General features: G+C 72.9%; 18 protein-coding genes, 1 tRNA gene and 2 pseudogenes. 9 read left to right on the top strand and 12 right to left on the bottom strand.

The window, feature by feature from the left end; genetic code table 11:
• Positions 1–30: 30 nt before the first annotated feature.
• The 3 genes from IE244_RS25710 to IE244_RS25700 form a co-directional block, all read right to left on the bottom strand.
• Positions 31–1,035 carry a Gfo/Idh/MocA family protein gene (locus tag IE244_RS25710; RefSeq protein WP_191875941.1) on the bottom strand — a complete coding sequence of 335 codons (1,005 nt, stop codon included), beginning with the start codon at positions 1,033–1,035 and terminating at the stop codon, positions 31–33.
• Between the two features lie 107 nt (positions 1,036–1,142).
• Positions 1,143–1,940, bottom strand: coding sequence for an SDR family oxidoreductase (locus IE244_RS25705; protein WP_191875940.1), 798 nt, complete (start codon positions 1,938–1,940; stop codon positions 1,143–1,145).
• Positions 1,941–1,950: 10 nt separating this feature from the next.
• Positions 1,951–2,928 (bottom strand): phytanoyl-CoA dioxygenase family protein, encoded by a 978-nt coding sequence (locus IE244_RS25700; protein WP_191875939.1) that lies wholly within the window; start codon positions 2,926–2,928, stop codon positions 1,951–1,953.
• Positions 2,929–3,038: 110 nt separating this feature from the next.
• On the opposite strand from IE244_RS25700, the gene IE244_RS25695 reads away from it, so the two are divergent.
• Positions 3,039–4,070 carry a LacI family DNA-binding transcriptional regulator gene (locus tag IE244_RS25695; RefSeq protein ID WP_191875938.1) on the top strand — a complete coding sequence of 344 codons (1,032 nt, stop codon included), beginning with the start codon at positions 3,039–3,041 and terminating at the stop codon, positions 4,068–4,070.
• A 10-nt stretch (positions 4,071–4,080) separates the two neighbouring features.
• Positions 4,081–4,692 carry a poly-gamma-glutamate hydrolase family protein gene (locus IE244_RS25690; RefSeq protein ID WP_191875937.1) on the top strand — a complete coding sequence of 204 codons (612 nt, stop codon included), beginning with the start codon at positions 4,081–4,083 and terminating at the stop codon, positions 4,690–4,692.
• An 87-nt stretch (positions 4,693–4,779) separates the two neighbouring features.
• Here IE244_RS25690 and IE244_RS25685 read toward each other — a convergent pair whose 3' ends face one another.
• Positions 4,780–5,937 carry a Gfo/Idh/MocA family protein gene (locus IE244_RS25685; protein WP_191875936.1) on the bottom strand — a complete coding sequence of 386 codons (1,158 nt, stop codon included), beginning with the start codon at positions 5,935–5,937 and terminating at the stop codon, positions 4,780–4,782.
• Positions 5,938–6,084: 147 nt separating this feature from the next.
• Between IE244_RS25685 and IE244_RS25680 the strand changes: the two genes are divergently transcribed.
• The gene (locus tag IE244_RS25680) at positions 6,085–7,116 is read left to right on the top strand and encodes a LacI family DNA-binding transcriptional regulator (protein WP_191875935.1); all 1,032 of its coding nucleotides are present in this window, start codon (positions 6,085–6,087) and stop codon (positions 7,114–7,116) included.
• Positions 7,117–7,163: 47 nt separating this feature from the next.
• On the opposite strand, the gene IE244_RS25675 is transcribed toward IE244_RS25680, so the two are convergent.
• A complete protein-coding gene (locus tag IE244_RS25675; protein WP_191875934.1) occupies positions 7,164–7,508 on the bottom strand; it encodes a cupin domain-containing protein in 345 nt (114 codons plus the stop codon).
• A gap of 130 nt (positions 7,509–7,638) precedes the next feature.
• Here IE244_RS25675 and IE244_RS25670 point away from each other — a divergent pair, with 130 nt between their 5' ends.
• The gene (locus IE244_RS25670) at positions 7,639–8,154 is read left to right on the top strand and encodes a hypothetical protein (protein WP_191875933.1); all 516 of its coding nucleotides are present in this window, start codon (positions 7,639–7,641) and stop codon (positions 8,152–8,154) included.
• A 30-nt stretch (positions 8,155–8,184) separates the two neighbouring features.
• Here IE244_RS25670 and IE244_RS25665 read toward each other — a convergent pair whose 3' ends face one another.
• On the bottom strand, positions 8,185–8,763 hold the full coding sequence (locus tag IE244_RS25665) for a TetR/AcrR family transcriptional regulator (protein ID WP_191875932.1): 579 nt from the start codon (positions 8,761–8,763) through the stop codon (positions 8,185–8,187).
• A 220-nt stretch (positions 8,764–8,983) separates the two neighbouring features.
• On the opposite strand from IE244_RS25665, the gene IE244_RS25660 reads away from it, so the two are divergent.
• The 4 genes from IE244_RS25660 (at position 8,984) to IE244_RS25645 (ending at position 14,381) form a co-directional block, all read left to right on the top strand.
• Positions 8,984–10,411 carry an MFS transporter gene (locus tag IE244_RS25660; RefSeq protein ID WP_191875931.1) on the top strand — a complete coding sequence of 476 codons (1,428 nt, stop codon included), beginning with the start codon at positions 8,984–8,986 and terminating at the stop codon, positions 10,409–10,411.
• 46 nt (positions 10,412–10,457) lie between these two features.
• A tRNA-Pro gene (locus IE244_RS25655) sits at positions 10,458–10,531 on the top strand.
• Between the two features lie 248 nt (positions 10,532–10,779).
• Positions 10,780–11,328: a chromosome partitioning protein gene (locus IE244_RS25650; protein WP_191875930.1), complete on the top strand. Its 549-nt coding sequence runs from the start codon at positions 10,780–10,782 to the stop codon at positions 11,326–11,328.
• 74 nt (positions 11,329–11,402) lie between these two features.
• On the top strand, positions 11,403–14,381 hold the full coding sequence (locus IE244_RS25645) for an ATP-binding protein (RefSeq protein ID WP_191875929.1): 2,979 nt from the start codon (positions 11,403–11,405) through the stop codon (positions 14,379–14,381).
• Here the strand turns inward: IE244_RS25645 and IE244_RS25640 are convergent.
• The 3 genes and pseudogenes from IE244_RS25640 to IE244_RS25630 all read right to left on the bottom strand — a co-directional run.
• Positions 14,358–14,846: pseudogene (locus IE244_RS25640) on the bottom strand (amidohydrolase family protein); the annotation flags it as partial. The gene IE244_RS25645 and the pseudogene IE244_RS25640 overlap by 24 nt on opposite strands.
• Positions 14,846–15,136: pseudogene (locus tag IE244_RS25635) on the bottom strand (ABC transporter substrate-binding protein); the annotation flags it as partial. The pseudogenes IE244_RS25635 and IE244_RS25640, both read right to left, overlap by 1 nt.
• A gap of 32 nt (positions 15,137–15,168) precedes the next feature.
• Positions 15,169–16,575: an amino acid permease gene (locus IE244_RS25630; RefSeq protein WP_191875928.1), complete on the bottom strand. Its 1,407-nt coding sequence runs from the start codon at positions 16,573–16,575 to the stop codon at positions 15,169–15,171.
• A gap of 333 nt (positions 16,576–16,908) precedes the next feature.
• On the opposite strand from IE244_RS25630, the gene IE244_RS25625 reads away from it, so the two are divergent.
• Positions 16,909–17,673 (top strand): MerR family transcriptional regulator, encoded by a 765-nt coding sequence (locus IE244_RS25625; RefSeq protein ID WP_191875927.1) that lies wholly within the window; start codon positions 16,909–16,911, stop codon positions 17,671–17,673.
• Between the two features lie 29 nt (positions 17,674–17,702).
• Here IE244_RS25625 and IE244_RS25620 read toward each other — a convergent pair whose 3' ends face one another.
• The 3 genes from IE244_RS25620 to IE244_RS25610 are packed head-to-tail and all read right to left on the bottom strand — an operon-like array spanning position 17,703 to position 20,372.
• The gene (locus tag IE244_RS25620) at positions 17,703–18,581 is read right to left on the bottom strand and encodes an IS5 family transposase (RefSeq protein WP_191875926.1); all 879 of its coding nucleotides are present in this window, start codon (positions 18,579–18,581) and stop codon (positions 17,703–17,705) included.
• Positions 18,582–18,634: 53 nt separating this feature from the next.
• Complete coding sequence (locus IE244_RS25615) at positions 18,635–19,345, bottom strand: GntR family transcriptional regulator (protein WP_191875925.1); 711 nt, start codon at positions 19,343–19,345, stop codon at positions 18,635–18,637.
• Between the two features lie 25 nt (positions 19,346–19,370).
• The gene (locus tag IE244_RS25610) at positions 19,371–20,372 is read right to left on the bottom strand and encodes a proline racemase family protein (RefSeq protein ID WP_191875924.1); all 1,002 of its coding nucleotides are present in this window, start codon (positions 20,370–20,372) and stop codon (positions 19,371–19,373) included.
• Positions 20,373–20,374 lie beyond the last annotated feature (2 nt).

Raw genomic sequence — 20,374 nt, 5'->3', positions numbered from 1 at the left:
CGGGCGGACGCCCGGCGCCGCACCGTCGGTTCACGCCTGCCGGACCTCCGCGAGCGTCACCGGCCGGCGCTCGTGCAGGGACAGGGTGCAGGCCTCGGCGATCCAGCCCGCCTCCAGGGCGTCCTCGATGGTGCAGGGGGAGGGGCGGGTGCCGGCCACGACCTCCGTGAACGCGCTCAGTTCGGCGCGGTAGGCGTCCGCGAAGCGGTCCATGAAGAAGTCGTGCGGGGTGCCGGAGGGGAAGGTCACGCCGGGTTCGACCGAGCGCAGCGGAAGCCTGTCGTCCAGGCCGACCGCGATCGAGTCCGCGAAGCCGTGCAGTTCCATGCGGACGTCGTGACCACGGGCGTTGTGGCGGGAGTTGGAGACCACCGCGATGGTGCCGTCGTCCAGGGTGAGGATCGCCCCGGTGGTGTCGGCGTCGCCCGCCGCCCGGATGTAGTCGGCACCCCGGTTGCCGCCGACCGCGTACACCTCGGTGACCTCACGGCCCGTCACCCAGCGGATGATGTCGAAGTCGTGCACGGAACAGTCCCGGAAGATGCCCCCGGACGCGGCGACGTACGCGGCCGGCGGCGGCGCCGGGTCCAGGGTCGTGGAGCGGACCGTGTGCAGCTCGCCCAGCTCACCGGCCTGTACGGCGGCCCGTGCGGCGGTGAAACCGGCGTCGAAGCGCCGGTTGAACCCGATCTGGATCGGCACGCCGCTGTCCCGCACGGCCTTCAGCACCTCCACACCCTCCGCCATGGTGCGGGCGACCGGCTTCTCGCAGAAGACGGGCACACCCGCGTCGACGCCGGCCCGGATCAGCGCCGGGTGGGCGTCGGTGGCCGCCGCGACGACCAGGCCGTCCACCTCGGCGGCCAGCAGCGCCTTCGGGGAGTCCGCGAGGTCGGCGCCGAACCGCTCGGCGGCTGCCCTCGCGGCGTCCGCGAAGGGGTCGGCGACGACGAGCGACTCCACGGCGTCCAGTCCGGAGAGGGTCTCGGCGTGGAAGGCGCCGATACGGCCGAGGCCGAGGATTCCGATACGCATGTGCTCCGCAGCTCCTTGTACGTGGTTGCTGTCCGTGGCCGGGGCCTGCCCCCGGGCCCCGTGCGGTCTTCGGGCTCGTCCTCGGTCGCCGGACGAGCCGGTTCCTGTCAGTCGAGTCCGCCGAGAACGTTCTGGTCCCAGTCGATCACCGACCCCGTGACCACCCCCGACCGGTCGGACAGCAGGAACACCACGAAGTCGGCGATCTCGTCCGGTTGGCCGAGCCTGCCCATCGGCAGCCGCGCCGCGGCCTGCTCCCGCCAGTCGTCGCCGGCGCCGTGGAAGGCCCGCTGGGTGGCGTCCTCGCCCTCCGTCGCGGTCCAGCCGATGTTCAGGCCGTTGATCCGGATCCGGTCCCAGCGGTGGGCGTGGGCGGCGTTGCGGGTGAGGCCCACGAGGCCCGCCTTGGCGGCGACGTACGGCGCCAGGAACGGCTGGCCGCCGTGCGCCGACGAGGTGATGATGTTGACGATCGTGCCGGGCGCCTTGCGGGCCACCATGTCGGCGACCGCCGCCTGCATGGCGAAGAACGGACCCTTGAGGTTGATCGCGATGTGCGCGTCGAACAGCTCCGGCGTGGTGTCCAGCAGCGTGCCCCGGGAGGTCAGCCCCGCCGAGTTCACCAGACAGTCGATCCGGCCGAAGGCGTCGACCACCTCGGCCACCGCCGCCTTGGCCTGCTCGGCGTCCGCCAGGTCGGCGCGCACGAACATCGCCCGGCCCCCGGCCGACGCCAGCTCGGCCGTCAGCGCCTCACCCGGTTCGGTGCGGCGTCCGGTGACCGCCACCGCGGCGCCCGCACGGACGGCGGCCCGCGCGATCGCGGCACCGACCCCCTGACTGCCGCCGTTGACCAGGACGGTCTTTCCCCGGAGCAGCCCGTCGAGAAGTCCCCTGACCCGCATCGCCCCCTCCTCAGCTCTCCCGGCGTTCCGTACCGGCCCGCAGCTCCGCCCGGAGCCGCTGCGGGGCCCCTGCCTCGCGCACCGCCCGCCGCAGCACGTCCGCCGGCGCCGGCGGGGCCAGACCGTCCACCGGGGGATCGCTGTCGAGGTTGGCCGGGAAGGGGTAGCCCTCGGCGCTCGCCGCGATCACGTTCTCCAGCCACTCCTCGCCGGCACCCTGGGCCGCGCGCCGCAGCAGCACCGGGAACACGGCGTCGGCGACGGCCTCACGGTCGACCGACTCCATCGCACGCCCGAAGGCGGAGGACACCTGGAGCAGGTTGGCCGTGCGGCGCACGTCGGCCGTGCGGTCGGTGCCGGCGGCGTGGAAGAGCGCGGGGCTGAAGAAGGCCGCGTCGCCCCGGGCGAGCGGGAGCTGGACGTGCTGAGCCTCGAAGTACGCCTGGAACTCCGGGAGCCGCCACGCCAGGTAGCCCGGTTCGTACAGCTGCGAGTACGGCAGGTAGCGCGTCGGTCCCGACTCCACCGGCATGTCGCAGTGGGCGACCGCGCCCTGCAGCGTGAGCGCGGGGGAGAGGCGGTGCACCTGCGCGGGGTAGGCGGCGGCCACCGCGTGGCCCAGGAACCCGAGGTGGTGGTCCCGGTGCGCGGTCTGGCCGGCGGCGCCCGGGTTGACCACGTTGACCTGCGAGGTGACCTGGTAGCGGGGGCCCAGCCAGGCCGAGGAGACCAGGGCCAGGACGTCGTTGGCGTCGTAGTCGGCGAACGCCTCCGGGGCGTACAGGGCCGTCTTCTCCAGCGCGTTCCACACCCGGTCGTTGGCGCGCGGCCCGGCGAAGTGGTCGCCGGCCCCGGTCCCCGAGACCCGCTGTTCGGCGATCAGCGCCTCGAACACGGCGGTGACCCGGTCGACGAGCGCGCGGAAGGCTTCGAGGTCGCGGTCCTGTTCGGACAGCCAGACCCGGCCGGATACGGCGGCGACGGACATCGGTGTCCCTCTTTCGGTCACAGGAACGGCGCAGCCCTGTCATTCTTGTCAGTACAAACCCCTCGAACAACCAGCAGGAAGCCATCAAAAACCCCTCAAGGAGTCGGTCCATGGGCCACCCGTTCCCCATCCGGGAGATCGCACGTCAGGCGGGCCTCAGCGAGGCCACCGTGGACCGGGTGCTGAACGGCAGGGGAGGGGTGCGCGAGAGCACCGCGCAGGAGGTGCGCCGGGCCATCGCCGATCTCGACCGGCAGCGCACCCAGGTGCGGCTGGTCGGCCGTACCTTCATGGTCGACATCGTGGTGCAGGCCCCCGAGCGGTTCAGCACGGCGGTGCGCGCCGCCCTGGAGGCCGAACTGCCGTCCCTGCATCCGGCCGTGGTCCGCTCCCGCTTCCACTTCCGCGAGACCGGCCCGGCCGCCGAGCAGGTCGGCACGCTGGACCGGATCGCCCGGCGCGGCTCCCAGGGCGTGATCCTCAAGGCCCCGGACGTCCCGGAGGTCACCGCGGCCGTGGGCCGGCTCACCGCGGCCGGCATCCCGGTCGTCACCCTGGTCACCGACCTGCCCGCCAGCGGCCGGCTCGGCTACGTCGGCAGCGACAACCGGGCCGCCGGGGCCACCGCCGCCTACCTCATGGGCCAGTGGCTCGGTGACCGCCCCGGCAATGTCCTCACCAGCCTCAGCAGCGGCTTCTTCCGCAACGAGGAGGAGCGCGAGATGGGGTTCAGGAGTGGCATGCGGGCCCGGCACCCGCAGCGCACCCTGGTGGAGATCGCCGAGGGCCAGGGCCTGGACGCCACCCAGTACGACCTGGTCCGCGCCGCCCTGGAACGGGACCCCGGGATCCGGGCCGTGTACTCGATCGGCGGCGGCAACAACGCCACCCTGCGCGCCTTCGCCGACGCCGGCCGCGCGTGCGCGGTGTTCATCGCCCACGACCTCGACCACGACAACACCCGGCTCCTGCGCGAGCACCGGCTGTCCGCCGTGCTCCACCACGACCTGCGGCACGATCTGCGCGAGGCCTGCCACGCGGTGATGCGCTTCCACGGCGCCCTGCCGCCCGCCGGGCCGCTGCTACCGTCGGCGATCCAGGTCGTCACGCCGTACAACCTGCCGGGGCCGGCGGACCGTTAGAGGGGGAGCGATGACACGTACGGAACAGGTGGAGATCGAGGGCGTACCGATGGTCGCGACCCTCGTCCCGGGCGGCGCCGGCATCGGGCTGCTCGCCCTGCACGGCAGCAACGAAGGGGGTACGGCCCAGCTCGCCGAGTCGGTGGCCCGCCGGTGCGGTGCCACCAGCCTCGTCTTCACCCAGCCAGGGGTCCGGCGGCCCGTGCACATCACGTCGCCGCGCTGGGCGGGCGCCCCCTGCGCGCTGCTGCGGGAGTTCCTTGAGCGGGTCTCCCTCACGGTCTCCCTGCACGGCCATATGCGATCCGCGGCGCCGCACGCCGTCTTCCTCGGCGGCGGCAACCGCGACGCGGCCCACGTCCTCGCCGAGGCGTTCACCGAGCACGTCCCGCACTTCCCGGCGGTCACCGACCTGACGGAGATCCCGGCCGCCCTGCGGGGGGTGCACCCCCGAAACCCGGTGAACCTGACGCGCCTCGGCGGCGTCCAGGTGGAACTCCCGCTCCTGGCCCGCACCAGCGGGGGCACCGGCACCCCGCCGCCTCAGGTGGTCGAGGCGCTGGTCGCGGGGGTGAACGAGCTGAGCGGGAAGGCGTCCCCCAGGGGCGCGGAGCTCCGCTGACGTCCGGCCGCCGCCGCGTGGGCGCGCACCACTACGGCGGTGCCGCGGACGCCTTGACGGCACACCGCGGCGCCCCGAGCCGCGCGCTCAGCCCGACCCGACGTCCACCCAGGAACCCCGCTGAGCCGAGCGCGTCATCGCATCCAGCACAGCCGCACTCGCCACCGCGTCCCCCAGCGTCGCCCCGTACGGCACGCCCTCGGCGACGGACCGCACGAACCGGTACGCCTCGATCACCTTCAGGTCGTCGTACCCCATCGCATGGGCCGCCCCCGGCTGGAACGCCGCGAACTCACCGGCCCCCGGGCCGACGTACACCGTGCTCACGGGCTGGTCCTGGTACGTCGAACCCCGGCTCACCGCCAGCTCGTTCATCCGCCGGAAGTCCCAGAAGACCGCTCCCCTCGTGCCGTGCACCTCGAAGCCGTAGTTGTTCTGCTCGCCGACCGAGACCCGGCAGGCCTCCAGCACCCCGCGCGCGCCGGAGGCGAAGCGCAGCAGGCAGCTCACGTAGTCCTCGTTCTCCACCGGGCCGGGTTCGCCGCCCGAGGCACGGGCGTGGCCGGCGGTGGCGCCGGTCGGCCGGGCGCGCTCCGGGACGAAGACGGCGGTGTCGGCGGTGAGCGAGGTGATGGCGCCGAGCAGGAAGCGGGCCAGGTCGGCGCCGTGCGAGGCGAGGTCCCCGAGCACCCCGCTGCCGCCGCGCGCCCGCTCGTACCGCCAGGTCAGGGCGCCGTCCGGATGGGCCGCGTAGTCGCTGAACAGCCGGATGCGGACGTGGGTCACCGTGCCGAGCTCCCCGGAGGCGATCAGGTCGCGGGCGGCCTCGACGGCGGGCGCGTTGCGGTAGTTGAAGCCGACCGCGCCCTGCACGCCGGCCTTGGCGACCGCGTCGGCGACCGCGCGGGCGTCCTCGGCGGTCAGCCCGACCGGCTTCTCGATCCAGATGTGCTTGCCCGCCTCCGCCATCGCCACGCCGATCTCGCGGTGCAGGAAGTTCGGGGCGGTGATGCTGACGGCCCGTACCCGCGGGTCGGCGGCCACCTCGCGCCAGTCGCGGGTCGCGGTGGCGAAGCCGAACCGCTCGGCGGCCTCCTCGGCCCGTCCCGGCACCTCCTCGGCGACCGTGATCAGCCGAGGGCGCGGGGACTGCGGATAGTGGTGCGGGAGACGGGCGTACGCCTGGGTGTGCACCCGGCCCATCCAGCCGAACCCGACGACGGCGACACCCAGCTCGTCCACCATGACAGCCCCTTCGCGACAGCCGTTGGACCGGTCCATACGGCCGGTCCTTCTCGCCGGCCCCTGCTCGGTCCAGGCCACCTTTGTGCTGACATGGCCAGGGTGTCAACCCTTTGACAGGACGGCACGCCGCATGGAACGGTCCAAGTCATGAGACCGCCGACGATCCGTGATGTGGCCGAACGTGCCGCCGTGTCCAAGTCGCTGGTCTCGCTGGTGCTGCGCGGTTCGGGACCGGTGAGCCAGGAGAAGCGGGAGGCCGTGCTGCGCGCCGCGCGCGAGCTGGGCTACCGGCCCAACGCGGCCGCCCGCAGCCTGAGCGAACAGCGTGCTCTGCCCCCCTCCGGCGGGGGGACCCGCATGGTCGGTGTCCTCCTGGACGATCTGCGCAACCCCTGGTTCGTCGACCTCCTCGACGGCCTCAACTCCCTGGTGCACGCCGCCGGTCTGCACATGCTGCTCGCCGACGCCCGGCTGAACCGGCGGATGGGTCACGACCTCGCCGAACCGTTCCTGGAGCTCGGTGTCGACGGGCTGGTGATCGTCGGCACGGTCCCCGACGCGGGCGGTCTCGGCGCGCTCGCGCGGCGCATGCCGGTGGTGGTGGCGGGCGCCCGTGAACCCCGGCCGGAGCGCGTGGACGTCGTCGCCGGCGACGACGAGCACGGGGCCCGGCTCGCCACCGAGCACCTGCTCGGGCTCGGCCACCGCCGGATCGCCCATCTCGCGGGCCACGGCGCGGTCGGCGCGCTGCGCAGGCGGGGCTTCGAGGCGGCGATGCGGGCCCACGGCGCCGAACCGGTCGTCGAGCGGGGCGATCTGACCGAGGAGGGCGGCTACCGGGGGACCGTACGCCTGCTCAGCCGCCCCGAGCGGCCGACGGCACTGTTCGCCGTCAACGACATGGCCGCGGTGGGCGCCCTCTCGGCCGCCGAGGAGCTGGGCCTGCGGGTGCCGCGCGACCTGTCGGTGGCCGGCTACGACAACACCAGCATCTCCCGGCTGCGGCATGTGTGGCTGACCACGGTCGACGCGGCCCCCTACGAGATCGGCCGGCGCGCCGCCCGCTGCCTGCTGGACCGGTTCGAGCGGCCGGACGGCGAGGGCGGCGTCCACCTCGCCGTGCCGACGCTGGAGATCCGGGGGACCACGGCGCCGCCCTGCGGCGAACCGGGAGGCTGACGGCGAAGCGGGGGACGAGGGCGAAGCGGGGGGGGGCGACGGCGCGCTCAGAGGTTGATGGCGTACGCCTTGCGCAGCGTCTCGTGCACCGTCCACGTCGTACGGTCGCCCGCGCGCAGCACCGCCATGTCGCCCGGTCCCACCCTCAGCGTCGGCCCGTCCGCGACCTCGATCGTCGCCGAACCGCTGATCACCACGAACAGCTCGTCCGCCTCCGTGTCGGTGACCACGCCTGGTGTGATCTGCCAGATGCCGCGGATCTGCCGGCCGTCCGGTGACTCCCAGACCACCTTCCCTGTCACCTCCGGGTTCCCGGAGACGATCTGCTCCGGGTCGAAGGGCTCGGGGGTGAGGGCGGCGTCGGGGATGTGGAGCGCGAAGCTGTGCGTCATGCGGTGACCCTAACCAGCGCCGACCGCGCCCCGCGGCCGACAGTGTGTGGGGCATCGGGGCTGGTCGGAGGACACTTCGTCGGTCCGCGCGGACTGGCGGACGGACCCGGCACGGGTGATCGTGGGAGACATGGCTGACTCCACGGCGGTCGGCACGGCATCTTCCCGGCAGCACGACACCCGTGAGGCCGTGCTCTTCGGCGGGGTGTACGGCGCCGTCCTCGCCAGCTCGATGGTGGCGGCGCTCACCCAGTACGGGCACACGTCCGCGAAGGTCCGCGGCTACGACGCGGCCTGGGTGCTGGTGACCGCGCTCGCCTCCGCCCTCGCCCACGGCTACGCCCACTACATCGCCGAGCGCGCCCCGCACGGCCGGTGGGACGGGCTGCGCGCGCTGCGCGACGAGTGGCCGCTGGTCGCGGCCGTGCTGCCCACGGTCGTCCTGCTCGCGGGCGCGCGCCTGGGCTGGTTCCCCGCGAAGGGCGTCGAGTACGCGGCGTTCGCCCTCAACATCGTGATCCTGTTCGTGCTCGGCCTCCTCACCGCCCGCTGGTCGGCGCGGCGGTGGCCGAAGGCCGTTCTCGTCGGGATGGGGGACGCGCTGCTCGGGGTGATCGTGGTGGTGGCGAACGCGCTGATCAAGTAAGGGGCGCGGGTGCGCCTGCGGGCGGGCGGGTCAGCGGCCGGTGCGGACGCCGTCCAGGGCGATCGCGAGAACCCGGTCGCGCTGGGCGTCGTCGTCGAACGCCGTGGCCGTGATGCCGGCGACCATCCGCAGCAGGTCGGTGAAGTCCATGTCGGTGCGGGCCACGCCCGCCCGCTGGGCGCGTTCCAGCAGCGGGCCGCCGGCCGAGTACATCGACTCGCGGCAGGTCTGGAAGATCTGCGACTCGTCGTTCAGCGCCTCACGCACCGCGCGCTTGGTGACCATGTAGCCGGCGAACCGGTCCAGCCAGGCCGTCAGCGCCTCCCACGGTTGCAGGTCCGCGAGCTCCACGGCCGTCCGGCACAGTGCGTCGACCTCGTCGGCGTAGACACTCTCGAACAGGTCGCGGCGGGTCGGGAAGTTCCGGTACAGCGTGCCGATGCCGACGCCCGCGCGGCGGGCGATGTCCTCCAGGGAGGCGTCGGAGCCGTGCTCCGCGAACGCCTCCCTGGCGGCGTCGAGCAGGGCGTCGAAGTTGCGGGCGGCGTCCTTGCGGTGCGGCCGTCGGGCCGCCACGATCTCGCCGACGGGGAACGAGGTGGCCGTCACTGGTGCCTCCCGGAGGGAATCGATGAACCGGAGGCATTCATCCGGTTCCCTTGAACCGGAGGTACGCCTCCGCTAGAGTGGAGGGGCACCTCCACTTTAGCAGCGCAGGGGTGCCCGCGCCCTGGGCAGACGTGCCCGGGCGGCAAGGCCCCGTCGCCCACCCCACGGCGCGCCCTCTTCTCACCCACCCACAGCGCTCCCTCTTCGGAGAGGCTCTCTCATGCCCCGCAAGTCCACGCGCCTCACCTTCGCGGTCCTCGCGACCGGTGCGGGCGTGTTCTCCATGCTCCAGTCGCTGATCGCGCCGGCCCTGCCGACCGTCCAGCACGCCCTGCACACCTCCCAGTCCACCGCGACCTGGGTGATGACGGCCTATCTGCTGTCCGCCTCGGTCTTCACCCCGATCCTCGGCCGCGTCGGCGACCTCATCGGCAAGAAGCGCACCCTCGTCGGGGTCCTGCTCGCCGTCCTCGCCGGCTGTCTCGTCGCCGCGCTCGCCCCGGACATCGGCGTCCTCATCGTCGCCCGCGTCGTCCAGGGCGTCGGCGGCGCCCTGTTCCCGCTGTCCTTCGGCGTCATCCGGGACGAGTTCCAGCCCGCCGAGGTGAGCGGCAGCATCAGCAACCTGTCCGCCGTGATCGCCGCGGGCGGCGGAGTCGGCATGGTGGCCGCCGGCCCGATCGTCTCCGCGCTCGACTACCGCTGGCTCTTCTGGATCCCCGTGGCGATCGTCGCCGCGACGGTCCTGATCGCCCTGCGCTACGTCCCCGAATCACCCAAGCGGGCCGAGGGGAAGGTCAGTTGGTACGGCGCCGGGCTGCTCTCCGCCTGGCTGGTGGCGCTGCTGCTGCCGCTGAGCCAGGCCGGGCAGTGGGGCTGGGGCTCGCCGAAGGTGCTCGGCCTGTTCGCCGCCGCCGTCGTGCTGTTCGCCGTGTGGCTGACGGCCGAGGCCCGCTCCCGCACCCCGCTGATCGACCTGCGCGTGATGCGGCTGCCCGCGGTGTGGACCACCAACGCGGCGGCCCTGCTCTTCGGCGCCGGCATGTACGCGATCTGGTCCTTCCTGCCGGGCTTCGTGCAGACGCCGTCCGCGGCCGGTTACGGCTTCGGCGCGAGCGTCACCGCCTCCGGCCTGCTCATGCTGCCGATGCTGCTGGCGATGTTCCTCTCGGGTGTCCTCTCGGGCCGTCTGGAGCCCTGCGTCGGCGCCAAGGCGCTCCTCGCCACGGGTGCCGCACTCGGTGCGCTGGCCTGCGGATTCCTCACCCTCTGGCACGACGCCCCGTGGCAGACAGCCGTGGTCGCCGGGCTGTTCGGCCTGGGCATCGGGCTGGCCTTCGCCTCCATGGCCAACCTCATCGTGGGCAGCGTCCCGCCCGAGCAGACCGGCGCCGCGACCGGTATGAACGCCAACATCCGCACCATCGGCGGCTCCATCGGTGCCGCGCTCACCGGCGTCCTGGTCACCGGCCGCCTCCAGCCCTCCGGCCTGCCCTACGCCTCCGGCTACACCCACGGCTGGGCACTGCTCACCCTCCTCTGCCTGGCCGCGGCCGGCGCCGCCCTCCTCGTCCCGGCCCGCCGCCCCGCCCGTACGACGACCCCCGCCGCGACGGGGACGACACGGGCACCCGCCCAGGTGCGGTAGGGTTGACCTGCGTGATCACACGGGGCACCCCCCGGTGAGAACGCGACGGGACGTGGCGCAGCTTGGTAGCGCACTTGACTGGGGGTCAAGGGGTCGCAGGTTCAAATCCTGTCGTCCCGACTTGCGAAGACGCAGGTCAGAGTCTGTTTCGGCGTGGTCCGGAGCAGACTCTTCCTTTTCTCCGGGGCCTCTTGCTCCAGGCCCCGTTGGTTTCCTCCACGTCCCGCTGGATTCCCCAGGTCCTGTGGATCCCTGCCCGGGAACGGCGCCCCCGCGTATCGGCCCGTCGGGAAGCTGCTCTTGCGTGGTTCGACTGCGGACGGGGTGCGAGCGGGAATACCGTCGGGGGAGACGACAGGGGGCGGGGAATGACAGGTATCGAGGTCGCCGTCGGGTACGTGTGTGCCTACCTGGTGCGCAAGGCGCGCCGGGCCGCCGGCCCGGCGGACGCGGAGGTCGACCGGCTGGTGGACGCCGCGACGGAAAGGGTGCACGACCTGGTGTCGCGGGCGCTGGGCGACGACTCGGCGCTGCGGCGCGCCCGGGCGGAGGCAGCGGCCGAGACGGGCGAGGTGTCGGAGCTGACGCGCCGCCGGGTGGCCGACGCGCTGACCGCCGCCTCCCAGGACGACCCGGAACTCGCCGACGCCCTCGACGCGGCGGTACGAGAGGCCGCCTCGGCCGTGGAGTCGGCCGGTGGCGCCGTCGCCTCGGGTGCGAGCGTGGCCGTGGCCGGGAACGTGAGCAACCGTGCGGACCGCGGTTCCGTCGCGGCGCAACGGGTCGGCGATGTGACCATGGGGAACGTGGGCCTGGGCAGCGGGAACACCGGTCACGGGGGCAATGGCGCTCCCGGCGCGAAGGCGGGAGACACGGGCCGCGAAAACCCCACCCTGCCGGGCGGGCAGACGAGCTGAGCCTGCCCGGCACCCCACCAGCTCATCCACCGGCCCGGCCCGGCGCCGCACCCGAGACGGCCGCGGCCGCGACGGTGACCAAGGCGTCGGAGCAGTCCCTGGCCGCGGGCCACATCCAGGGCGACGTCTTCCAGTTCTTCCTGACACGCGAAGACACGGGCGGACGGCGAGGCGGCGTTCCCGCGGCTCGCGCCGAGCACCTTTCCACCGCGATGCCGCTCACCGCCCGGTCGCACCCCTCCGGCGCGGTCCCCGGCCTCCCCCCGCCTCCGGCGGCGTTCACCGGCCGGCGGACCGAAGTGCGTCTGCTCCTCGACTTCCTGCGGCCGGCCCGCACCGGCCGGGACCACCAGCCGGGCGTGCCCGTCATGGCGCTGGCCGGGATGGCGGGCGTCGGCAAGAGCGCCCTGGCACTCCACGCCGCGGGCGAGGCCGTCGCACAGGGGTGGTTCCGTGGCGGTGCCGTCTTCGTCGACCTGCACGGTCACGGACCGGCCGGACGCGTGGAACCGGCGGCGGCGGCCGCCCAGTTGCTGCGGTCCCTCGGCCTGCACGACGACGATGTACCGTCCGGCCCGGACGACGTGCTGACCGCGCTGCGCCGGCACCTCACCGTCCTGGACCGCGCGGCCTCACCCGTCCTCATCGTGCTGGACAACGCGTTCGACGCCGGTCAGGTCGCCCCGCTGCTGCCCGCCACCCGGTTCCACCGTGTGCTGATCACCTCGCGCCACACACTGTCCACGCTCGACGCCCGGCTTCTCGACGTGAAGGTCATGGAGTCGGGGGAGGGGGCGCGGGTCATCGAGCGGGCCCTGCACGTCGCCCGCCGCTCCGATCCACGCGGATCGGGCGCCCAGCGCGCGACGGTGGTACGGCTCGCCGCCCTGTGCGGCGGCCTCCCGCTGGCTCTGCTGGTCATCGCGGCCATCCTGCGGGCGGACCCCGAGCGGCCGTTGACCGATCTCATCGAGGAACTGACCGACGCGCGGGAGCGGTTGGAGGCACTGTCGCCCGAAGGCGGCGGGGGGCCGGGGACCGGCCCGGCCGTACGGGCCGCCTTCGACCTCTCCTACCAGCACCTGGGGCCCGCTCTGGCCCATGCCTTCCGCGTCATGGCGGTGCATCCCGGCCCGGATCTGGCCGCCGAGGCGGTGGCGGCCCTGACCGGGCGACCGGTCCGGGAGACGCGACGCACGCTGGCTGAACTCGCCCGCGCCCACCTGGTCGAACGCGGGCGCACCCCCGGCGGGCTCGAACGCTGGTCGATGCATGACCTGGTCCGGCTCTACGCGCGGGAGCGGGGCGAGGAGCCGGAGTACCGCGGCGAGCGGGACACCGCGCTGCAACGCCTGCTCACCTTCTACGCATGGCGTGCCGCAGCGGTCCGGTGCCAGGTGGAACACCTGGACAACGTGCCGGCGGAGAAGCGCTTCACCAGCACGGCCGAAGCACTGGCCTGGGTGGAGGAGGAGTCCGACAACATCGCCGCCTGTGCCCGGCTCGCCCTCGACTGCGAGGGGCACGAGGCCGCCGCCTTCGACCTCATCCGCAACCTCGCCACACAGCTGGTGCAGTGGGAGTCGGGCGAGGAACTGGTGACACTGACCCGCCTGGCTCTGGAACGTGCCGCCAGCGGAGGCGACGCCCATACCCGGCTGGAGATGCTGTTGGCCCACGGGGTCGCGCTGTCGAACACGGACCGTCCGCTGGAGGCCGTGGAGATCCTGCGCGCGGCGCTCGGCGCCGCGGACCCGGGCGCCGAACCCGAGCAAGTGGCCATGATCCGGGTCGCTTTGGGCATCGCCTGCAAGGCGGCGGGCCGGTACGAGGAATCGGCCGAGCACAGTCGGGTGGCCATCGCGGTCTACACCGACATCGGATGGCCCCGGCAGCGGCAGTGGGCACTCAACAACCTCGGCAACGCCTTGCGCGGTGCGGGACGCCATACGGAGTCCGTCGACGTCCACCAGCGGTCCGTGCGAGCGTGCCGGGAGCTCGGCGACGGCTACATGGAGGCCAAGGCACTGTACAACCTCGGCAACGCGCTCTGGGACGCCGGACGGTTCGAGAAGAGCACGGCCGCGTTCCGGCGGGCGGAGGTCCTCTTCCGGGCCGCCGGCGACAAGGCCGGGCAGATCTACGCCCTGTCGAACCTCGCGGGCTACCTGGGGGAAGCCGGCCGGCACTCCGAGGCGGCCGGCGCCTGGCTCGCCATCGCGGATCTGCTCCGGGACGCCGGTGACCCGGCCGGCGAGGCCAACGTCCTCGCGTCCGCCGGGCGGGAGATGCAGTCCGCCGAGGACTGGGCGGGGGTCGTCGGCATCTGCCGTCGCGCGGCCGCCCTGCTGCGCGCCCTCGACGAGCGGGCCGGCGAGGGCAACGCGTGGGCCAGCGCGGCGGCAGCACTGTGGAACCAACGGCGGTACGCCGCCGCCGCGCTCCCCTGCGCCCGCGCGGTCCTGCTGCTGGAGGGGGAGCAGCAGGAAGAGGCCGTCAGGCTGTTGGCGGGCATCCGGGGGGTGCTCGGCAGAGAGGAGTCCGCGCCGGACGACGCGATCGACGCGCTGCTGGCGGCGGCCGCACTGCTGAGGCGCAAAGATCTCGCAGTGCACGAGGGATGGCTTCGCAACTCGGCCGGCCTGCTGCTGGAGAAGAGCGGCCGCTCGAAGGAGTCGGCGCACCAACTGCACCGCGCCGCCGACCTCTTCGGCCAGGCCGGTGAGCTCCGCATGCGCGGGTGCGCCCTGAACAACCTGGGCGTCACCCTGCGCGGCATGGAGCGGTACGCCGCGTCGGAGAGCGCCATCCGCGAGGATCTCGGTATCTGCCGCACCGCGGGCGACGAACCCGGCGAGGCCCTCTCCCTGTTCAACCTCGCGGAAACGCTCGCCGCGGCGGGCGAAGCCGCCGCGGCGGTCGCCACCGGAGAGCTGGCCGCAGCCCTCTACGCCCGGCTCGACCGGGAGGAGGACGCCGAACAGGTCCGCATACGCGTCGGAGAGTACGCGAGCGGGGCACCGGCCGGTTCACGCGCCGGCTTGCCGGGGTGACAGGCCGAACAGCTCTGCCGCGTTGTCGTGGCACACGGCCCGCAGCCACTCGTCGCCGAGGTCCAGCCGTGCCAGGGCGTGGAGCCGGTGCCCATAGGGACAGGGGATGTCGGGGAAGCCGGAGCCGAGCAGGACGCGGTCGCCCAGGCTGGCGAGCCGGGACAGGGCCTGGCGGGGGAACGGCATCAGTTCTTCGGTGAAGCCGGTGAACGCCATCGTCGTGTCGAGGCGCACCGGGTCGTACCGCTCGGCGAGGCCGAGGAACTCCTCGTGCTCCGGCATGCCCAGGTGCGCGACGATCAGCCGCAGTCGCGGGTGCCGCGCCAGGACGCGCGCGATGGGTTCGGGGCCGGTGTGTCTGCCGGGGGCGGGCCCGGAGCCGCAGTGCACCACCACGGGGATCCCGGCCTCGGCCAGCACCCCCCACGCCTGCCGGAGACGTCCGTCGGCCGGATCGTACGCTCCAGGGCGGCCACGCCCAGGCGGGCCAGTTCGTCCACGGCCGCCGCGGCCCTGCGCGGGTCAGCCGCGGTGTCCCGGGCCACCAGTTCGAGTGGTCTTCCGGCGATCCCGCCGGCCTCGCTGACCTCGTGCGCCGCCGGCTCCAGCCCGGCGAGCAGGTGCCGGCCCGCCCCGACCCAGCCGGCCGGGGTCAGCGGAACGAGAGCGCCGATCCGGGCGGATGAGCCGCCGGGCCGCTCCGCTGCGGGCGGCGAGAGGGGTGATGGTGGCGTAGGGGTGACCATGCGGGACATCGCATGCGCCACCGTCGCCGGCGGACAACCGATTACGCGGGTGTCCCGGCAGACCTGCGCCGCTGCCGGGCCGCCAGCACCGCGTGGACGACGACGCCGGCGAACAGGAACAGCGCGCCCTGGTACACCGCCGCGTAGCCGGCGCCGGCCATCAGCCAGAGGGAGAAGGCCGCCGCGACGGCGCTGATCAGCGAGTCCCGCACCAGACGCGCGCGGTCCACGGACTTTCCGGAGACCAGGTGGAAGATCTGCGCTGCCGCCGCCAGCAGGTACGGCACGGTCGCGGTGAACGTGGTCACGAGGACCAGGACGTCGAACATCTTCGCCGAGCCCGACAGGTAGTTGTACGCGGTCAGGAGGGAGGAGAGGACGACCGTGACGGCGACGCCGACCGTCGGCACGCCCCGCCGGCGGCGGGCGAAGGCGGCCGGGAACAGGCCGTCCTTGGCCGCGGCGTACGGGGTCTGGGCGCTCAGCAGCGTCCAGCCGTTCAGGCAGCCGGTCATCGACACCAGCGCCGCCAGCGCCACCGCCGTACCGCCCCAGCTGCCGCCGAACATCGTGTTCACGGCGTCGGAGAAGGGGGCCGTGGAGGTCATCAGCCGGTGGTGCGCGACCGTACCGAAGACGGACAGCGTGCCCAGGAGATAGACCAGCGCGGCGCCCGCGGTGCCGATGACGGTGGCGCGCCCCACGTTGCGGCGGGCGTTCTTGACCTCGCCGGCGCTGACCGCGGCGGACTCCACACCGAGGTAGGAGAAGAGCAGCAGCGCGGCGGAGGCGGAGACGGCGCCGACGGCGCTGTGACCGCTGGCGTTGAAGGGCCCGAGCCGGGAGGGGTCGAAGAAGAACAGACCGCCGACCGCGACGAGCAGCAGCGGCACGAACTTCAGCACCGTCGACACGAGCTGGACGGCGCCCACGTACCGGGTGCCGGCGAAGTTGGCGAGGGCGGGCAGCCACTGCAGGGCCAGGGCGGCCAGGCAGGCGGTCCACCGGTGGTCGTTGACCGGGATCAGTACGTCCAGGTAGCCGACGGCGGCGACGGCGAGCGCCGCGTTCGAGACCCAGGTGGTGATCCAGTAGGACCAGGCGGCGAGGAAGCCCGCGAAGTCACCGAAGGCCTCGCGCGCGTAGACGTACGGGCCGCCGGTACGGGGATCGCGCGCGGCGAGCCGGCCGAAGACCAGGGCCAGCGCGATCGCGCCGACGGTCAGCACGGCGAAGGCGACCAGGCTGACCGTGCCGTAGGGGGCGATGGAGGCGGGCAGCAGGAAGATGCCGCCGCCGATGATGTTGCCCATGACCAGCGCGGTCGCGACCGGCAGTCCGAAGCGGCGGGCGTGCTTGCTGGTGCCGCCGTGGGTGCCCGCTGTGGGAGCCTCGGGGCTCTCCGAAGGGGCCGGAGCCGACGGGGGGACGGTTCCGGTGACGTGCATGGGGGGTGGACCTCTCATCGAACAGACGTCCCAGGATCGCCGGGACGCAGCCCATGGTCGGGGACGTGCCCATCCGCCGCAAATCGCCGTTTCATGTGCCGTCCGACCCCGCCGATCCCGCAAAAAGTGCACTGTCGCGGCCTGTGGGCAGTGAAATGTCCCGTGGCTCGGACGCGGCTACGCGGCTCGGACGCGGTGCGGCGCTACGGCCTGTCCGACGGGTCAGGCCCTGGTGTCTGTCCAACAGGGTTTCGGGCTTGCGCTTTCCGTTGCGGCAACTTCTACGGTCATGTGTGTGGCCGGAGAGACCGGCCCGGCGAGGGAGGCACCGGCATGGCCTGGTCGATCGCGGAGGTGGCTCGGATGTCCAAGGTGACATCGCGGACGCTGCGGCACTACGACGAGATCGGCCTGCTGCCGCCCGCATGGATCGGAAGCAACGGGCACCGCTACTACGAGGAGGCCGATCTGCTGCGGTTGCAGCAGATCCTGCTGATGCGGGAGCTGGACCTGGGGCTGCGCGACATCCAGGCGGTCCTGGACAGCCAGCTCGACCAGGTGGCTGTGCTCCGTGAACACCACCAACGGCTGCTCGCGGGACGGGATCGGCTGGAGACGCTGGCCCGTACGGTCGGCCGCACCATCGCCGAACTGGAAGAAGGTAGGGACAACGGGAAGATGACCAAGATCAACAAGCCGGAGAACCTGTTCGAGGGGTTCCAGGCGTCCTCCGAGGCCGAGGCCGAGGTACGGGAGCGGTGGCCGCAGGCATGGGAGCAGTCCCGGCAGGCAGTCGAGGCGATGACCTCCGAGGACACGGAGCGCTGGCAGCGTGAGGTGACGGCGCAGATGATCCGTATGGCGGAGTTCATGGTGGCCGGCACGCCGGTCTCCGACCCCGCGGTACAGGCCGAGGTGGACGCCAACTACCAGCAGATCTGCCGGTTCTGGACCCCGAACGCGGCCGCGTACAAGGGAGTGGGCCAGACCTATGTCGACGACCCGCAGATGCGGGCAAACTTCGACAAGATCGCCGAAGGTCTCGCCGTCTACCAGCGCGATGCGATGACCGTGTACGCCGATGCCCGGCTGAGCTGACCGCACGCGCCTGAGGGCCGTGCGGCGGGTCATGAGCGCAGCCAGAGGCGAATGGCTGCGACGGTCACGGTGCCGTGGAAGATGTATGCCCTCATATCGAAGCGGCTGGCTGTGGCACGGAAGCCCTTGAGGGCGTTGATCGTTCGCTCGACTTCATTCCTGCGCTTGTAGAGCGACTTGTCGAAGCCGGTGGGCCGACCGCCCCGGCTGCCACGGTGCTGTCTGTTGGCCCGCTGGTTCCTCGGTTCGGGGATGGTGTGCTTGATCCGGCGCCTGCGCAGGTACCGGCGGTTACGGCACGAGTACGCCTTATCGCCGCTGAGGTGATCCGGCCGGGTGCGCGGGTGACCGCCACCCGGCCGTGGTACGCGAACGCGCTCAAGGACCGGGATCAACTGAGGTGCGTCGCCCCACTGCCCTGGCGTGATCAGCACCGCCAGGGGCCGACAGCCGCCGTCTCCGACGAGATGAATTTTCGTGGTCAGACCTCCCCTGGACCGGCCGAGAGCCTCGTCGGGGCGATGCTGAGCGGGCAGGATCCGTTTCCTTGGAATTCGCGGCGGACACCCTCGAGCCCCGGGGGCATGCTGATGGGCCCGGCAGGTCGTCGAGTCAATGCCGACCATGCTCCAGTCGATACGTTCCTCGGCGTCGGCGTCGGTCTGGACGGCACGCAGCACGTTCTCCCAGGTGCCGTCCGCCGCCCAGCGCCGATGCCGGTCGTGGCAGGTCTTCCACTTCCCGAAGCGCGTCGGCAGGTCGCGCCAGGGGATGCCGGTGCGCTGGCGGAAGAGAATGCCGTTGATCACCTTGCGGTGACACTTCCACCGCCCGCCCCGTCCCACGTTCTTCGGAAGGTGCGGCTCCAACCGAGCCCACTGCGCGTCAGAGAGATCGCCCCGCCCCACACCAGCCGGAACGATTTCGCCAACCGCCGGTCACATGACTCATCGGACACGCTCTAGGCCCCGTGGCCGGGCTCGCCGGAGGCCCACAGGCTGCGCACATGCCCCAGGTGCCGGGTCATGATCGCGTGGACGGCCTTCCCGTCCCGCTCCAGCAGGGCGTCGAGGAGTTCCAGGTGTTCCTCGGCGGAGGCGAGCAGCCGGCCGGCCTCCACCAGGGCCGTCAGGCCGTACAGGCGGGAGCGGCCCCGCAGGTCGGCCACCACCTCGACCAGGTGGGCGTTGCCCGCGAGGGCCAGCAGGCCGAGGTGGAAGCGGGTGTCGGCCTCGACGTAGGCGATCAGGTCGCCCGCCACCGCCGCGGTGACGATCTCCCGGGCCGCCGGGCGCAGCGCCTCCAGCGAGACGCGGTCGGCGGTGCGGGCCAGCTCGACCACGGTCGGGATCTCGATGAGGGCGCGGATGTGCGTGTACTCGTCCAGCTGCTGGTCGGAGACCGCGGTGACCCGGAAACCCTTGTTCGGCACGGTGTCGACCAGGCCCTCCTTGGCCAGGTCCAGCATCGCCTCGCGCACCGGCGTCGCGGAGACGCCGAAGCGGGCGGCGAGCGAGGGCGCGGAGTACACCTCGCCGGGCCGCAGCTCCCCCGCGATCAGCGCGGCGCGCAGCGCGTCGGCGACCCGCTCGCGGTAACTGCTGCGCCGGCCGCCCAGCCGGGGGAGTGCGGGCATCTCCGTGCCCCGCGTGTTCTGTGCCATGTCACGCATCACCGGGGTGAGTCTAGAGGACGCTCTACAGGACGAAGCCCTCCGGGAAGGGGTCGGTGGGATCGAGGAGGTACTGGGCGGTGCCGGTGATCCACGCCCGCCCGGTGAAGCTGGGCAGGACCGCCGGGCGGCCGGCGACCTCCGTCGTGCCCAGCAGCCGTCCGGTGAAGCGGGTGCCGATGAACGACTCGTTCACGAACTCGGTGTGCAGGGGCAGTTCGCCGCGTGCGTGCAGTTGCGCCATGCGCGCGCTCGTGCCCGTGCCGCACGGGGAACGGTCGAACCAGCCCGGGTGGATGACCATGGCGTGGCGCGAGCGGCGGGCGGTGGCGCCCGGTGCGTAGAGGTGGACGTGGTGGCAGCCGTGGATGGAGGGGTCCTCGGGGTGCACCGGTTCCGCCTCGGCGTTGATCGCGTCCATCAGCGTCAGACCGGCCGCGAGGATGTCGTCCTTGCGGGCGCGGTCGAAGGGCAGTCCGAAGGCGTCGAGCGGCAGGATCGCGTAGAAGTTGCCGCCGTAGGCGAGGTCGTAGGTGACCGTGCGGCCGTCGGGCAGGGTGATCGTGCGGTCCAGGCCGACGGCGAACGACGGCACGTTCCTCAGGGTCACGTTCCGCGCGGCGCCGTCCTCCACCGCCACCTCGGCGACCACCGGCCCGGCGGGGGTGTCCAGCCGGATGGTGGTCACCGGTTCCACGACGTCCACCATGCCGGTCTCCACCAGCACCGTGGCGACCCCGATGGTGCCGTGCCCGCACATCGGCAGACAGCCGGAGACCTCGATGTAGAGGACACCCCAGTCGCAGTCGGGCCGGGTCGGCGGCTGCAGGATCGCGCCGCTCATCGCCGCGTGGCCGCGCGGCTCGTTCATCAGCAACCGCTTGAGGGGGTCGCGGTGTTCGCGGAAGTACAGCCGCCGCTCGTTCATCGTCGCGCCCGGTACGGTGCCGATCCCGCCGGTGACCACCCGGGTCGGCATGCCCTCGGTGTGCGAGTCGACGGCGTGCAGGACGAGCTTGCTGCGCATGG

Origin of the sequence: Streptomyces filipinensis, assembly GCF_014649495.1 — a bacterium.
Lineage (GTDB): Bacteria > Actinomycetota > Actinomycetes > Streptomycetales > Streptomycetaceae > Streptomyces > Streptomyces filipinensis.
Note: the sequence above shows the minus strand (reverse complement) of the source record. Positions and strands in the feature narration are given on the sequence as shown.

What these genes read in the sequence shown, in the direction of transcription:
- IE244_RS25670 (WP_191875933.1), top strand. Translation starts at nt 7,639, where the DNA reads ATGGCTGACTCCACGGCGGTCGGCACGGCATCTTCCCGGCAGCACGAC.
- IE244_RS25650 (WP_191875930.1), top strand. Translation starts at nt 10,780, where the DNA reads ATGACAGGTATCGAGGTCGCCGTCGGGTACGTGTGTGCCTACCTGGTG.
- IE244_RS25630 (WP_191875928.1), bottom strand. Translation starts at nt 16,575, where the DNA reads ATGCACGTCACCGGAACCGTCCCCCCGTCGGCTCCGGCCCCTTCGGAG.
- IE244_RS25610 (WP_191875924.1), bottom strand. Translation starts at nt 20,372, where the DNA reads ATGCGCAGCAAGCTCGTCCTGCACGCCGTCGACTCGCACACCGAGGGC.
- IE244_RS25695 (WP_191875938.1), top strand. Translation starts at nt 3,039, where the DNA reads ATGGGCCACCCGTTCCCCATCCGGGAGATCGCACGTCAGGCGGGCCTC.
- IE244_RS25705 (WP_191875940.1), bottom strand. Translation starts at nt 1,940, where the DNA reads ATGCGGGTCAGGGGACTTCTCGACGGGCTGCTCCGGGGAAAGACCGTC.
- IE244_RS25675 (WP_191875934.1), bottom strand. Translation starts at nt 7,508, where the DNA reads ATGACGCACAGCTTCGCGCTCCACATCCCCGACGCCGCCCTCACCCCC.
- IE244_RS25710 (WP_191875941.1), bottom strand. Translation starts at nt 1,035, where the DNA reads ATGCGTATCGGAATCCTCGGCCTCGGCCGTATCGGCGCCTTCCACGCC.
- IE244_RS25690 (WP_191875937.1), top strand. Translation starts at nt 4,081, where the DNA reads ATGACACGTACGGAACAGGTGGAGATCGAGGGCGTACCGATGGTCGCG.
- IE244_RS25685 (WP_191875936.1), bottom strand. Translation starts at nt 5,937, where the DNA reads ATGGTGGACGAGCTGGGTGTCGCCGTCGTCGGGTTCGGCTGGATGGGC.
- IE244_RS25680 (WP_191875935.1), top strand. Translation starts at nt 6,085, where the DNA reads ATGAGACCGCCGACGATCCGTGATGTGGCCGAACGTGCCGCCGTGTCC.
- IE244_RS25660 (WP_191875931.1), top strand. Translation starts at nt 8,984, where the DNA reads ATGCCCCGCAAGTCCACGCGCCTCACCTTCGCGGTCCTCGCGACCGGT.
- IE244_RS25700 (WP_191875939.1), bottom strand. Translation starts at nt 2,928, where the DNA reads ATGTCCGTCGCCGCCGTATCCGGCCGGGTCTGGCTGTCCGAACAGGAC.
- IE244_RS25625 (WP_191875927.1), top strand. Translation starts at nt 16,909, where the DNA reads ATGGCCTGGTCGATCGCGGAGGTGGCTCGGATGTCCAAGGTGACATCG.
- IE244_RS25615 (WP_191875925.1), bottom strand. Translation starts at nt 19,345, where the DNA reads ATGCGTGACATGGCACAGAACACGCGGGGCACGGAGATGCCCGCACTC.